Below are 14048 nucleotides of genomic sequence, written 5' to 3'. Positions count from 1 at the left end.
TCTTCCCCCTGAAGCCCGGTGGCCAGAGCGCAGTGGTCCCACCCGGTCCCGTTCCGAACCCGGAAGTGAAACGCTGCCGCGCCAATGGTAGTCGGACGATAGGTCCCGCAAGAGTAGGTCGCCGCCGGGATTTTTTTCCATCAGGCCCCGCCAGTCTCCAGACTCGCGGGGCCTGTTCTTTTCTTGCTCGGTCCCGTTCTTCTCCCCCTACATTCTCTTAGTTAAGGAGTTGTCCGTAGGGAAAAAATGGTTGCTATACTTCATGAGGCTGCCATGTCTGCGTATTTGGTTCCGGAACCGGCGACGGCTTCCCGGAGCCTGCTGGGTTTGGCGGGGCTGGTCATGCGGAGGCGCAGAAGGCAGGAAGCCTGATAGAGGCGGGAAAGGGAAGCAAAGAAACTGCCCATGCGCCTCTGCGTCATTATTATTCAGAAAATTGTTTGAAGAAATCCGGGAGAAAATAATTCTTCCGGTTTTTATTTTTCCTGATTATTTCTCGGAAAATTTTGAATGGGGTTTTAAGACTGCTGGTCTTTTCCTACATCTCCCTGTTCATGTTCCTATGGGTAATAGTTGACGGTTGAAAAAGAAAATTCCGGCAGCTATAGTCGTCCCTAGGCAAATGCAATTCAAATGATTCGTTTTCTATCCTTTTTATTTTTCCTGTGCTTTTTTTCCGTGTGTTCTGCAAAAGAATTGAAGATTTTTTTGCTGACGGGCCAATCCAATTCTCTGGGGGCGGTGAAGGGCAGCCCTGCTTCTCCGGAGCTGTTAAAAAAGTATGAACCGAAGGAGACTCTGTACTGGCATGAAAATTTTGGGCAAAGGGAAGGCGTGTTTCCCGGCGCTTCCACATCCTGGGAGCAGGTAAGGCCTGCTATGCCGCGTTATAACGGCAATTTATGCATGGGGCCGGAATACGGGTTTGCCTTTACTCTGGAGAAGAATGGATGGTTCAAGGATGCGGACGTTGCGGTCGTGAAAGCTTCCCGGGACGGCGGCGACAATTCCCATTGGCGGAAAAACGGCCAGGCTTACAGGACGCTGGTGCAGGCCGTCAAGAATGCCTGTGCGGGTGTGGACAGGTCCAAGTATTCCAAAGTGGAGTTTGCCGGGCTTTTGTATTTGCAGGGGGAAAGCAATGCCGGAACTTCCGTTCCGGAGAGCGCTTCCCGCTTTCTGGAACTTCTGGGCAATCTGGCGGCAGATCTGAAACCGTACGGGGATACGTCCGCACTGGCTGCGCAGAAAGCCGTCCTTGGAGAAAATGCCAATTGGGCCGGAAAGAATGAATCTGATCCGGAAACGGGTAACCTTACCGGCGGCCTGGAAGGACGCGATACGGAAGTTCAGGGAAAGACAACCCGCCAGGTGATGAAGGATCTGGCGGAATCCCGTCCATCCCTGGGCTATGCCCCTACCCGAGATCTTCCCAAACTGACCGCAGGAGATCAAATGGGAGTGCATTACAGCGGCCAGTCTCAGATCAGCATAGGAGCCCGTTTTGCTTATGAAGCCGCCCGGCTGGCCGGGAAGGATACCGGCTCCGTGCGAAGCGGTCGTTACGATCTTCCCCTGGGTTCTCCGGACGCGTGGATGAACCGGAAAATGCCGGGGAAGAACGTATGCGTGTGGAATGTAGCTTCTTCCGTAAAACCCAGCCTGGTGTCAGGGGGGGTGAAGTTGTTTGGTATCCGTGTGGAGGATCCGGCCGTCAAGACTGTTATCGTCCGGAGCAAGGGAAGTTCCGGAGACCGTTTGGTAATCGGGCCGGGAGGTATTCGCCTGGCGGAGGGGAAAAATTTGCAGTTGAGGACGAATGTACAGCTGGCGGGCCGGCAGTCCTGGAATATTCCGGGTGGTTCTGCCGTGGAGATTAAGCCCTCGCCGGTTCAGGAAAAAGCCATGCCTGTCCGTTTGTCCGGCCAGGCGGAGGTGCATGTAACCCAAGCGGAAGGCGGCGGAGAAACGGCGGAAGCAGCCCGCGTCGTATTGGAACAGGTGCTGCCCTCTGCCCTGAAATGTTCCTGGACGTTGTCCGGAAAGGTGGAGATGACTTTGAAGGGTATGGAGGGGAAGGCCGTGAATTTGGGCAAAGTCTTCGTCAAGCAAGGCGCTGTGCTGAATCTGAATGGCTCCAGACCTGTTGCGGGCAGTGTCGTTAATCAAGGCGGCATGGTGAATCCGTAATCAATAGACCTGGTACGGTCCGGAATGCTTGCCGTATTTTTTAGTGGAGGGAGGAGGTTAAAAAAATACGTTTTTTCCTCCCGGAAGGGCCATGGGCTTTTTTCTTATTCACAGGAGCGGAGCGGTCTGGAAACCGAACAGGGGCATGACCTGCGGCATTTTCACCCCGGTTTATTCACAGGAAGTTCTGCTTGGGAAGCATTGATCATCAAGTCTACTGTACTATATTTGGCGTACTTTTTACTTTATGGATGCGTTATGTAGTAGTATGGTCGCGCCATGAGATGCGTTCAGTGCGGTCATTTGGAAGATAAGGTCATCGACTCCCGTATGTCCAAAGACGGGACGACCATTCGCCGCCGCCGCGTGTGTTTGAGGTGCGATTACCGTTATACGACCTATGAGCAGATTGAACGCACGGAGTTGCGCGTAGTCAAAAGGGATAATCTGAGAGAAGCCCTGAATCGTGAAAAGATTTTACGCGGCCTGGTAAAGGCGTGTGAAAAAAGGCCCGTCAGCATGGATCGCCTGGACCGCGCCGTGGAAGAGATCATTTCCGAATTGCACCGCGACCATTTGCGCGAAGTCCCTTCCAGCGAGATTGGCAAGAAGGTGATTGAAAAATTGTATGCCATAGATCCCGTGGCTTATATCCGCTATGTGTCCGTGTACCGCCAGTTTTCCAATGTGGAGGAGTTTATCCAGGAGATTACGCAGATGCGCCACCAGACGCTTATTGATCCCCTGCAGCGCAAGCTTCCCATTCTTTAAATTTCCTGTTCCATGATCGGCTTCCGAAACAACAGACCGTTGCTCAAGCTTGGTGATTGCCTGATTACCGAGTACGGGGAACAATGGCTGGCGGATGCTTTGGAGCACGCTGCCCGGCGTGCCGGAACAACCCTTCCGTTCAAGGAAGACCTGCTGGCTTCCGTGCGTTATTATCTGGAGCATGAGTGCGATTTGTCCGTCATGAAGGTGTCCGAGCTGTATGCGCGTCTGCGCCGCATGCTCACAGAAGTGGGCCTGGAACACCTTGCAAGGGAGCTTAGGGAGGAGATGCCGCCCATGACGGTCTGCGTCGCGGAGATTGCCCGCAGCGTGCCGTTCTGGCTGTTTTTTGCCTGCGAGCTGAAAAAGCAAGTGGAGGAATTGCGGGGGCATGGCATTACCAGGTATTGCTTCACAGGCAGGAAGGAATGCGTGATGGCTCTCCGGGGAAGGAAGCGCTGGGACCGTTCCTGCCAGTCTCTGCTGGAAGACCTGGACTTCCTTCTTTCCCGCTATGAGGAGCAGGCGGCGGATTGTTAACGGAACTTATCCGTGCCGTATTGGAGTATTTAGCTGCGCAATTCAACAGGTTCCGCTTTCCCGGCTGACGGAGCCGGTTCGGAGTGCAGCGCGTTTCTGCTTTTCGTGAGCATGCGAGGCTATTTCACTTTACCGGGAACGGGCTTGCGGGGCCCGTTGATCCATGCTCGGGCATCCTGTTTTGCCGGAAGGCCCAATAAGAGTTAACAGGCCGTATTGTGCCGCCTGATTCCCGGAGATGAGCCGGATGAGGGAATGCAAGGGGCCTTCCCTCATTTTCCCCGAGGTTGTTATTTCTGGCTGTTTGCAGCAGGAGCAGCCTCACCCGTACCGGAAGGCCGTGAATAAGGCAGAGTGAGGTCTTGCTCCCTGACCGCACGGGGGAACGGCCGCTGTTACAGGTGTTTGGGCGCAGGGCCGTTGATGATTTTGCGGGCCCGGTTCAGGGCGGCGTCAATATTCTCGCAGATATTGTAGCGTTTCAGCTCCCGGTAAAAGGGCGCGTGGCGGATGACGTCCAGAGGCTGGGGCTGCACGCCGCAAACCAGCAGAGTGGAACCGTGTTCCCGGCACTGGTGGCAGAAGTCGGAAAGGACGTTCAGGCCGGTGGCGTCCAGCGCGGGAACCAGGCGCATGCGCAGGATAACCACCTTGGTATCATGTTCCAGCGTTTCCAGAACCTGGTCCTTGAATTGCTCCACGGCACCGAAGAAGAAGGGACCTTTCACGTCGAAAACTTCCACGCCTTCCGGGATGTCCAGCTTGGCGGCAGAGCGGTTTCCATCATCTTCCTCATCATTTTCCAGCAGTTCGTTTTTGATGGCGGAAACATCGCTGATTTGGGCCATGCGGCCCATGAAGAGCAGGGCGGCCAGCACCACGCCTACTTCCACGGCTACAACGAGGTCCACAAACACGGTCAGCAGGAAGGTGATTACCAGCACCGCCGCATCCTGCCTGGGCCCTTTCAGTAGACGGCTGAACGTGTGTATTTCACTCATGTTGTAGCACACTACCGTCAGAATGCCCGCCAGGACAGCCAGGGGAATCTGCTGGGCATAGTGGGCAAAGGCCATCAGAATGGCCAGCAGGGTCAGGGCGTGAATCATACCGGAAACCGGGCTTTTAGCTCCAGCCTTGATGTTAGTGGCGGTGCGGGCAATGGCTCCGGTGGCCGGAATGCCGCCAAACAGGGCGGATCCGATGTTGCCGATACCTTGTGCAATCAGCTCCATGTTGGGCTTGTGGCGCCCTCCGGTCATGCCGTCCGCTACGGAGGCGCTTAACAGGGATTCGATCGCCGCCAGCAGCGCGATGGTGAAAGCAGGGGCCGTCAGCGCCCCCAGGGTGCTCCAGTCAATGCTGGGCAGGGAGGGCAGGGGGAGCGTATTCGGGAGGCTGCCGAAGGCTTGCCCGATGGTTGTCACAGGCAACGAAAACGCCACGGAAACGGCCGTCATGCCCAGCATGCCCACCAGCATGGCCGGTATTCTGGGCCAGAAGCGGCGGCTCAGCAGGGTAATGATTACGGTGCCGGCGGCCAGCCCCAGCGCCGCCCAGTTGATGGTGTGGAAGTAATGGAAGTAACACGCCCATTTTTCAATGAACTCTCCGGGAATTTTTTCCGTGATGGTGAGGCCGAAGATGTCTTTAATTTGCGTGGAAAAGATTACCACGGCGATGCCGGAGGTGAACCCTGTGGTGACAGGGAATGGAATAAAGCGGATGAGCGCCCCCATGCGGCAGAACCCAAAGATGATGAGGAAGAGGCCCGCCATCAATGTGCAGACCAGCAGGCCGGATGCGTGGTATTGCTCCAGGACGCCCATGATGATGATCACGAAGGCTCCGGTGGGGCCGCCTATTTGATATTTGCTTCCGCTGAACAGGGAGATGAGGAACCCGGCCACAATGGCGGTGATGAGGCCCTGGGTTGGGGAGAGTCCGCATGCGATGGCAAAGGCCATGGCCAGCGGAATGGCTACTACACCGACGGTCAGTCCCGCAAAAAGGTCCGCCAGAAAGGTTTGTTTGGTATAAGTTTTGAGAGAGGAGAGAAGAGCAGGTTTGAACATGGCTGCCGGGATGGTTGGCCGGCTGCGGTTGTGGCCGCCGCCGGCGGGGTTGAAGCGTCCCCTTCCTGCACCCGGAGGCGCCCCGCGGAGACGGACGGCAGGCTCTCTTCGTTCCCGTCCGCCTCCGCAGGCGGCGTTACTTGGAAAGGATGCCTTCCCAGTAGGCGATGCGGCGGCGGGTGTTGTCGGAATTGGGAGCCCCCGGGTTGGTACGCTGGGCGAAGGCTTTTGTCAATTCAAATACGTCGCGCGCGTCTGTTCCATATGCATTTGAAATGGAGGCGAATTGTTCATCGCTCAGCTTGTTGAGCGGCGTACCCGTGGAGATGCTCATGGCGACTGCCTTCCCGACCAGCTCATGGGCCTTCCGGAAGGGGACCCCGCGGCGCACCAGATAATCCGCCAAGTCCGTGGCCAGCAGCATGGGATCGGACGCCGCTTCCCTGGCCCTGGCCGTGTTCACCGTCATGGCGGCTATCATTTCCGCATTGACGTCCAAGGCCAGTTTAACCGTATCAATGGAATCGAACAGGGGTTCCTTGTCTTCCTGGAGGTCGCGGTTGTAAGTCAGGGGAAGCCCTTTGACGGCCACCATGACGGCGGTGAGGTTACCGTACAGCCGCCCCGTTTTTCCGCGGGTGAGTTCCGCGACATCCGGATTTTTTTTCTGGGGCATCAGGGATGAACCTGTCGTATAGGCGTCGGACAAGGAAGCGAAGCCAAATTCCGCCGTGCACCACAGGATGACGTCCTCGCTCATGCGGGAGAGATGGGCTCCGACTACGGCCAGGTCAAAAAGTATTTCCATGATGTAATCCCGGTCGGCAATTGCATCCATGGAGTTTTCTGTAACTGCGTCAAAACCCAGTTCCACGGCAATTCCGTGGCGGTCCAGGCAGATGGTGGAACCGGCGATGGCTCCGGAACCGAGCGGGGAGACGTTCAGGCGCCTGCGGCAGTCCTTGAGGCGGTCCGCATCCCGGTCCAGCATTTCCACGTAAGCCAGCAGGTGATGGCCCATGGTGACGGGCTGGGCGCGCTGCAGGTGAGTATAGCCCGGCATCATGGCATCTGCGTATTCCTTCGCCTTCATGACCAGCGCGCGCTGCAGATGGCGCACTTTTCCCAAAATTTCATCGATTTCCGCCCGGCAGTAAAGCCGCGTGTCCGTAGCTACCTGGTCATTGCGGGAGCGTGCGGTATGCAGCTTGGCGCCCGGAGCGCCGATGCGCCGGGTGAGTTCGCTTTCAATGTTCATGTGCACGTCCTCCAGTTCCCGGCTCCACGAGAAGTTGCCTGCTTCAATGTCTTTCAGGATGTCTTTCAGGCCGGATTCAATGGCGTTGAATTCTTCCTGCGAAAGCAGGCCAGCCTTGAGCTGGGCCCGCGCATGGGCGATGGATCCGGCAATGTCCTGGCGGAAAAGCCTCCAGTCGTAGGAGACGGATTCGCCGTAGCGTTGAACCAGATCAGCGGTGGGTTTAGAAAATCTGCCTTTCCACATGACCCACATGTTGTGCCCCAGGAGCTTCCGTTTTGAAAGCCTGAAATGGGTAATGGAGGCAGATTCCGCGGAACTGGGAAAAATCCGCATGCCTGGAAAACCGGAGTGGAGCCGGAAAAGAGAGAAACGGAGCATGGCTGTCTTTTCCCTGTGGCGGATGGGGGCGGATATGTTATTACGATGCCGTGCGTATGGATGACGAAATGCCTCTGAAACGGGAAGATTTGCGGAAACGCGCGGAGGAAAAGGCGGCGAAACTGGCTGCGGAGGGGATGGAACTGCGCCCCGTAACGGTTTCCGGGCGTACCCTGGCGAAAAGGTTCTGGGGGAAGGAATGGATGAAGAGTCTGTCCGCGTGCGAGGTGTACGGGATGCGGCTGGCCCCCGGCCGGACCTACCTGCGCTATGGCTGTGTTCTGGACCTTAAAACGGTTCCCGGCCGCATCGATGCTCTGGTGATGGGTGAACATTTGTATGAGGTTTGCATCCAGGCCTCCCCCCCGGATGAAGAGGCGCTTGCCCGGCTGCGCGCACGATGCGCCGGGCAGATTGGTTCCTGGATTGATCTGCTGAAAGGGAATTTGTCTCCCGAGCTGCTGGAAATCCTGTGCGCTCCGGAAGGCGGCCTGTTTCCCGCGCCGGAAGAGTGGCGTTTTTCCTGTTCCTGTCCGGATTGGGCGGATTTGTGCAAGCATGCGGCCGCAGTCCTGTACGCTTTCGGCGTGATGCTGGATAAGCAGCCGGAGTTGTTGTTCACCCTGCGCGGAATGGATTCCTCCGTTTTGATTCCGAAAGCTCCGGAACCCGTTCCCGGAGGAGAAGACGCACTGGATGTGGATGCCGGTTCCCTTTCGGATATATTCGGCATCAGCCTGGATTGATTATTGTTGCCGTGATTGTGGTTTTATTCCGGTTTTGAATAGCCAGGAGGGAAGGGGATGGCCGTCCTTTTTCATGAACTGGCGGCGGATGAGGGTGCCCGGGCAGTCAGGCGTGCCGCCGGCCGTTTGCCAATGTTTCCGCATGATGCTCGCCCGGGTGGAGAATGTTTCCGCTTTTTCCATGATGCATTGCAGGTTCGGGAGGGCGGAAAAAACGAGATAAAGAATCAGGAGGGCCCGGTATTTCACGTCTCCCCGGCGGAGGGCCCGGAGAAAGAGCAGGGAAAGGAAGGGATAGAGGACGGCCGGAGCTTTAAAGAGAAGTTCATTGTTCATGATGCCCGTGCGGAAAAAGAGGCTGCCTGCCATCATGCCCAGCGTGATGTAGTACAACGGGTTTTTCCGGCATTTTGGGAAGAGGAGCGCCCCCGGCAGCAGTATCCCCAGGGCCAGGGCCAGCAGGAAGCTGGCGTATTTGACGGAATCGGGATGGAGCAGAAGCCGCTGTTGCCCGTAATGGTAAATTTCCGCATATTTTGCATCAAACAGGCAGGAGAATTGCCCTCCTCCGTCCAAATGGGAATAAAAGACGGCCATGACGGCCGTGCACAGGGCCGCGAGCCAGAAAACCGGCTGGCCCAGAAGGGAACGGAGACGGGAAAGCGGTTTCCGTGCCGCCGGGAGGCGGAACAGGGTTTCATACGCCATATACGGAAGGAGCAGAAGGGCGCCCAGCGGGGAGGACGGCAGCAGAAGAGTTCCCGCGAGATAATACCCGGAGGGAGGCAGGGAGCGCGTCAGGACGAATACGGCGCACAATAGCGCCGGAACGGCGTGATTGAATGTGTTGAAGAGTTGGACGGGCATGCCGATGAACAGGACCATCTGGGCATGGTATTCCGCAAACAGGGAGGAGAGGGGAATTCCCAGGCAGTCCGGCACCGCTGCCGGAGAGCCGAGGCAGAGGAGTATCAGTGCCCAGCGGGCCGTCTTCCGGATTCCCCAGCGGACGGTTGCCGCCAGCAGCGCCAGTTCCAGCCCAAGAAAGGTCCACAGGGCCAGTAGCCAGGGAGCCCATGATGCCGGGCAGAAAGAAGCCGCCAGAGCCGGAGGCAGCCAATGGCCCAGGTAGTAGATGAAATGATGTCCGTCCTCCGTGACGAGGGGCCAGGAATTTGCTGCAAGGCGTTCATAAACGGCATTGCGGATGATAAAATCCGCATGTTGCTGGCAGTGGCCCGTGAATCCGCACAACAGCACCAGCATCAGGCAGAAGAAGGAGAGGAGACCCAGCGCGGCCAATCTGCGCCCGCTTAACGGAAGCCTTTGTGCCGGAAGATGCCGGGCGCAGACGTACAGCCCGCATGCCAGTGCGGCGCAAAGCGGCGCGGAAAAGGCCAGATGCACCCATCCCTGCAGAAAAAGGAGGAGGGGCAACGCCAGATACAACAGTCCCGCGCATAGCGGAAGGCGTGCGGGCAGAAAGAAGCGGGCAGACATGGCGCGGAACGGGAAACTGGTCGGCAGGGAGGAATCCAAAAGGCCAGCATGGCATATTTTGTTCCAAAGAAAAGGATGCAGTTTCCTCCGGAGAATGAAAAAGCCCCGCACCGCCTCGCGGCGGCCGGGGGTTGGCGTTGCTTGATACCAGTTCCAGCAAAAAGGTCAGAACAGGCCAAATCCGTTGCCGTAGCGGGCGGATTCTCCCAGTTCTTCTTCAATCCGGAGAAGGCGGTTGTATTTGGCCATACGGTCGGAACGGCTCAAAGAGCCGGTTTTGATTTGTCCGGCGTTGGTTCCTACGGCAATGTCCGCGATGGTGGCGTCCTCCGTTTCTCCGGAACGGTGGGAAATAACGGCGGTATAGCGGTTGCCCATAGCCAGTTCCACGGCGTCCAGCGTTTCCGTCAGCGAGCCGATTTGATTGACCTTCACCAGGATGGAGTTGCCCACGCCCAGATGAATGCCTTTTCTGAGGAATTCCACGTTGGTGACAAAGAGATCGTCTCCGACAAGCTGAGTGCTTTTGCCAAGTTTTTCCGTCAGGGTTTTCCATCCGTCCCAGTCGTTTTCCGCACAGCCGTCTTCAATGGAGACGATGGGATATTTTTTCTTCAGTTCCACATAGTAGTCCGTCAGCTCTGCGGCGGTTCTGCGGCTGCCGTCGGATTTCTTGAAAACATACAGCCCGGATTCCGGTTCATAAAATTCGGAGGAAGCCACGTCCAGGGCAATGGAAATGTCCTCCCCGAACCGGTAACCGGCCTTGTCTACCGCCTGGGCGATGCAATCCAGGGCGTCTTCCGCAGAGTTCAGCCTGGGGGCGAAGCCGCCTTCGTCGCCCACGGCGGTGGAAAGGCCGCGGTCATGAAGAACGGATTTCAGCGCATGGAAAACTTCCGCGCCATAACGCAGGGCTTCCCGGAAGGTGGGAGCGCCGGACGGGACGATCATGAATTCCTGGAAGTCAATGGGCGCGTCGGAGTGGGCGCCGCCGTTGATGATGTTCATCATGGGGACGGGCAGAACCTTGGCGTTCGGGCCGCCCAGGTAGCGGTACAGGGGCTGGTGCAGCTGGGCCGCCGCAGCCTTGGCAAGCGCCAGGGAAACGCCCAGAATGGCGTTGGCCCCCAGTTTGGCTTTGTTGAACGTGCCGTCCAGGGAGTTCATGAGGGCATCCGCCGTGGTTTGCTCCGTGGCTTCCAGACCGATCAGGGCCGGAGCAATGATGTTGCGGATGTTGTCTACGGCCTTGGTGACTCCCTTGCCCTGGTAGCGGGTTGCGTCGCCGTCCCTGAGTTCCCAGGCTTCGTGTTCCCCGGTGGAAGCTCCGCTGGGGACGCCCGCCGTGCCTACGGCGCCTCCTTCCAGATAAACGTCCGCCTCAATGGTGGGGTTGCCGCGTGAATCCAGAATTTCACGCCCTGTTATTTTCGCGATGCGCATTTCTTTCATAAAAATCGGATGGGTTCTTCCTTGGAAACCAGATATTGAAATTAGCTCAAACTAACTTATGAGGCTTGTGTATCCTGTATCCGAAGCGGATGCAAGCTTTTTCTCCGGGAGAAAGACCGGAGTTCAATCAGTATGGGTGCCCCTTGGCGGCGGTTCAGTTGCGGTAATGTTCCTTCAGCCACGTTATTTCTTCGCCGTGCCCGGCGTCGTCCCTGGGCGTTTCCAGGAAGAAGGGCAATTCCCGCAGAACGGGATGGTTGATGATGTTGATGAAGGCCTGTTCTCCCAGGGAACCCTTGCCGATGGTTTCATGGCGGTCCTTGAAGGAGGAGAAGGGCGTCATGCTGTCGTTCAGGTGGATGGCGCGCAGGCGTTCCAGGCCCAGCACGGCGTCGAAATGTTCCAGTACGGAATCCAGCCCGTTGACAATATCATATCCGGCGGAATAAACATGGCAGGTATCCAGGCATACGCCCAGCTTGTCCTTCAGGTCCACCCGCTCCATAATGGCGGCCAGTTCTTCAAAGGTCCGGCCGACTTCGCTTCCCTTGCCGGACATGGTTTCCAGCAGAACAATGGTCGTTTGTTCCGGAGAAAGCACGCCGTTTAATTGGCCCGCCACCAGTTCAATGCCTTTTTCCGCTCCCTGACCTACATGGCAGCCGGGATGGAAGTTATAAAGATTTCCCGGCAGATGTTCCATGAGTTCCAGATCCTCTTTCAGCACCTGGGCCGCAAAACGGGCGACGCCGGGGTCTGCGGAACAGGGGTTCAGCGTGTAGGGGGCGTGTGCCAGCAGCGTTCCGAATCCGTTGTTCCGCGCTAATTCCAGAAAACGGGCAATATCCTGTTCGTCAATAGCTTTGGCTTTGCTCCCCCGCGGATTGCGGGTGAAGAACTGAAAAGTATTGGCGCTGATGGAGAGGGCAACCCGGCCCGTGGCTTCATAGCCTTTTGCGGAGGAAAGATGGCATCCGATGTGCAGCATGGCGGTGGCGGGAAAATATGCAAGCGAGCATATCGGAAGGGAATTGACCTGTCCAGCATGGGGATAGTTTTCAAGGCTGTTGCCGTAGGATACCGTGTTTGCGCGGCGCGCCATGGACGTAACGAAAAATAGATTTACATTTTTATATTTTTCAAAATAATGAATCCATCGTTTATGCCTGATTGCTCCTGTACACATTCTTCGCTCCCGGCTTCCTCCGTCAAGGATCTGATACCTCTTGCCGGTGTATTCAAGGCATTGGGGCATCCCGTCCGTTTGATGATCGTGGAGATGCTTCTGGATGGGGAACGCTGCGTCTGCGAACTGCAAAAAGATTCCGGGCGCGATATGTCCACGATTTCCAGCCACTTGAATGTGTTGAAGAACAATCGTGTGCTCTCTTGTGAACAGCGGGGGAAGAATGTGTATTATTCCCTGTGTTGTCCGTGCCTTCGCCAGGTATTAGACTGTTTGAAGGAAAGTCCCATTCTGCGGAGATAAGGACATGATACTCTAGTTTCTTCTGATTTCTACACAAACACTTTGATATTCTTCAAAATCTAAATCAATAATACCATGAACAACATTGTCGTTTACGGACCGGGATGCGCCAAGTGCACTGCACTGGCGGATGTGACGAAGCAAGCCATGCAGGAACTCCATTTGGACGCTTCTCTGGAAAAAGTGACGGATGCCATGCAATTTGCCGTAGCGGGAGTACTCGTGACCCCGGCGTTGGCTGTGGATGGCAAGGTATTTGTTTCGGGGAGAGTTCCATCCAAGGATGAAATCAAGAAGATTCTTCAAGAGACCATTCAGGCTGATTCTTCCCGGCAGAAATCCTGCTGTTGTTCCGGCGTAGCAGAATCTGCGTTACCTCAAGAAAATGATTCTCATGCGAAAGAGGTATCATGTTGCGGAGGGAGCTGTTGCAGCAGTGAGGCATCCAAAGGATGCTCCGGATGGAAAAAGGCTGTAGTCTGGGTGGTTGCCCTGCTCATCCTGCTTGCCATCGTCAAAGTTATCAACCACCAGGGAGCTGAAAACCGTGAAGAACCAGCCGCCACAACTGTGACGATGAAATCCGGGGTAGAGGCGGTTTATTACGAATATGGGGCGAGATGCCCAACCTGCATCCGTATGGAGACATGGACGAAGGAGGCGATCGAAAAGAATTTTCCGATTCAGCTTAAGGAAGGCAAGTTGGCTTTCCGCGCCATTCCCGCCGACAAGGACGCCGTTGGCAAGTATGAATTGACAACCAAATCTTTGCTTCTCAAGGATTGGAAGGACGGCAAGGAAACGCGCTGGGTGGATCTGGATCGCATCTGGGACTTGAGTGGTAATGAACAGGAGTTCAAGGAATATGTGGTTCAGAGCATCCGGAAAGCACTGGATGACGCTCATTGAACGTTTACCTTCCTTCTAATATTTTCCGTGATGGACTGGCCTCTTTTATCTCTGCTGCCTATAGGCGTAGCGGCAGCCGTTTCTCCTTGTCCCCTGGCAACGAATATTGCCGCTGTGGGATTCATTTCCCGTGGCATCGGCTCCCGTCATCAATCAGCCATCGCCTCACTTCTCTATACTTTGGGCCGTGTGAGCGCTTATGTGCTGATCGGGTGGTTGGTAAGCCGGGGCTTGGCATCGGTCCCCATGTTGTCATTCTGGATGCAGGAGGAACTGCCGGTGTATCTGGGCCCGGTGATGATGGTGGCAGGGCTGATCCTTCTGGGGTTCATCCCGTTCTTTTCCCTAGGGAAAAAACCGGGAGAGGCAACAGCTCAAAGCCTTATGGCTAAAGGCGGCATCTGGGGGGCGTTTGCGCTAGGTTTTCTGTTCGCCCTAGCTCTTTGCCCTCCTTCGGCGGCGCTGTTTTTCGGAACGGCTGTCCCTTTGTCCATACAGGCTGGGAGCACTGGTTCCCTATTAGGAATTTCCCTGTTCGGCATAGGAACGGCCCTGCCCGTGGTCGCATTTGCCTTACTGCTGACATTCAGTGCGGAGAAAGCCGCTGCTGCCGTGCGCCACATGCCTAAAATCCAGCAAATCATGAAACTTGTGACGGGATGGTTCTTCCTGTTGCTTGGCGGGTACTGGCTGTTCAGCCGGATTCTTCTCGTTTGATTCTTTCTACATTACCC

Annotated in this window: 13 protein-coding genes and 1 rRNA gene; 8 read left to right on the top strand and 6 right to left on the bottom strand. The window is 56.2% G+C overall.

The annotated features are described in order from the left end of the window. Positions 1–14 precede the first annotated feature (14 nt). Positions 15–130: ribosomal RNA gene (rrf, locus tag BHW66_RS07210) — 5S ribosomal RNA — on the top strand. Positions 131–260: 130 nt separating this feature from the next. Here the strand turns inward: rrf and BHW66_RS07205 are convergent. Beyond that, positions 261–407, bottom strand: a complete 147-nt coding sequence (locus BHW66_RS07205; RefSeq protein WP_233444558.1) for a hypothetical protein — start codon at positions 405–407, stop codon at positions 261–263. Positions 408–696: 289 nt separating this feature from the next. Here BHW66_RS07205 and BHW66_RS07200 point away from each other — a divergent pair, with 289 nt between their 5' ends. The 3 genes from BHW66_RS07200 (at position 697) to BHW66_RS07190 (ending at position 3501) form a co-directional block, all read left to right on the top strand. Then, on the top strand, positions 697–2190 hold the full coding sequence (locus tag BHW66_RS07200) for a sialate O-acetylesterase (RefSeq protein ID WP_162378762.1): 1494 nt from the start codon (positions 697–699) through the stop codon (positions 2188–2190). 279 nt (positions 2191–2469) lie between these two features. After that, positions 2470–2961, top strand: coding sequence for a transcriptional regulator NrdR (gene nrdR / locus BHW66_RS07195; protein ID WP_012419886.1), 492 nt, complete (start codon positions 2470–2472; stop codon positions 2959–2961). A gap of 12 nt (positions 2962–2973) precedes the next feature. After that, complete coding sequence (locus tag BHW66_RS07190; protein ID WP_022197755.1) at positions 2974–3501, top strand: hypothetical protein; 528 nt, start codon at positions 2974–2976, stop codon at positions 3499–3501. Positions 3502–3896: 395 nt separating this feature from the next. On the opposite strand, the gene sulP is transcribed toward BHW66_RS07190, so the two are convergent. Beyond that, positions 3897–5576 (bottom strand): sulfate permease, encoded by a 1680-nt coding sequence (sulP, locus tag BHW66_RS07185; RefSeq protein ID WP_022197754.1) that lies wholly within the window; start codon positions 5574–5576, stop codon positions 3897–3899. Between the two features lie 136 nt (positions 5577–5712). After that, entirely contained in the window at positions 5713–7080 is a 1368-nt protein-coding gene (gene argH, locus BHW66_RS07180) for an argininosuccinate lyase (protein WP_046434570.1), read from the bottom strand. A 191-nt stretch (positions 7081–7271) separates the two neighbouring features. Here argH and BHW66_RS07175 point away from each other — a divergent pair, with 191 nt between their 5' ends. Then, positions 7272–7961: an SWIM zinc finger family protein gene (locus BHW66_RS07175; RefSeq protein ID WP_022197752.1), complete on the top strand. Its 690-nt coding sequence runs from the start codon at positions 7272–7274 to the stop codon at positions 7959–7961. Here BHW66_RS07175 and BHW66_RS07170 read toward each other — a convergent pair whose 3' ends face one another. From BHW66_RS07170 to BHW66_RS07160, 3 genes are all read right to left on the bottom strand, one after another. After that, positions 7962–9500 carry a hypothetical protein gene (locus BHW66_RS07170; RefSeq protein ID WP_146023929.1) on the bottom strand — a complete coding sequence of 513 codons (1539 nt, stop codon included), beginning with the start codon at positions 9498–9500 and terminating at the stop codon, positions 7962–7964. Between the two features lie 126 nt (positions 9501–9626). Next, the gene (gene eno / locus BHW66_RS07165; protein ID WP_022197750.1) at positions 9627–10916 is read right to left on the bottom strand and encodes a phosphopyruvate hydratase; all 1290 of its coding nucleotides are present in this window, start codon (positions 10914–10916) and stop codon (positions 9627–9629) included. Between the two features lie 154 nt (positions 10917–11070). Continuing rightward, a complete protein-coding gene (locus BHW66_RS07160) occupies positions 11071–11904 on the bottom strand; it encodes a deoxyribonuclease IV (RefSeq protein WP_046434576.1) in 834 nt (277 codons plus the stop codon). Between the two features lie 174 nt (positions 11905–12078). On the opposite strand from BHW66_RS07160, the gene BHW66_RS07155 reads away from it, so the two are divergent. The 3 genes from BHW66_RS07155 (at position 12079) to BHW66_RS07145 (ending at position 14031) form a co-directional block, all read left to right on the top strand. After that, on the top strand, positions 12079–12405 hold the full coding sequence (locus BHW66_RS07155; protein ID WP_046434322.1) for a metalloregulator ArsR/SmtB family transcription factor: 327 nt from the start codon (positions 12079–12081) through the stop codon (positions 12403–12405). 75 nt (positions 12406–12480) lie between these two features. Continuing rightward, positions 12481–13314 carry an MTH895/ArsE family thioredoxin-like protein gene (locus BHW66_RS07150; RefSeq protein ID WP_102758656.1) on the top strand — a complete coding sequence of 278 codons (834 nt, stop codon included), beginning with the start codon at positions 12481–12483 and terminating at the stop codon, positions 13312–13314. Between the two features lie 30 nt (positions 13315–13344). Beyond that, positions 13345–14031, top strand: coding sequence for an aromatic aminobenezylarsenical efflux permease ArsG family transporter (locus BHW66_RS07145; protein WP_046434323.1), 687 nt, complete (start codon positions 13345–13347; stop codon positions 14029–14031). Positions 14032–14048: the final 17 nt, after the last annotated feature.

The organism is Akkermansia sp. 54_46, assembly GCF_001917295.1.
Lineage (GTDB): Bacteria > Verrucomicrobiota > Verrucomicrobiia > Verrucomicrobiales > Akkermansiaceae > Akkermansia > Akkermansia muciniphila.
The sequence above is the reverse complement of the archived record's forward strand: the minus strand, read 5'-3'. Positions and strand labels throughout refer to the sequence as shown.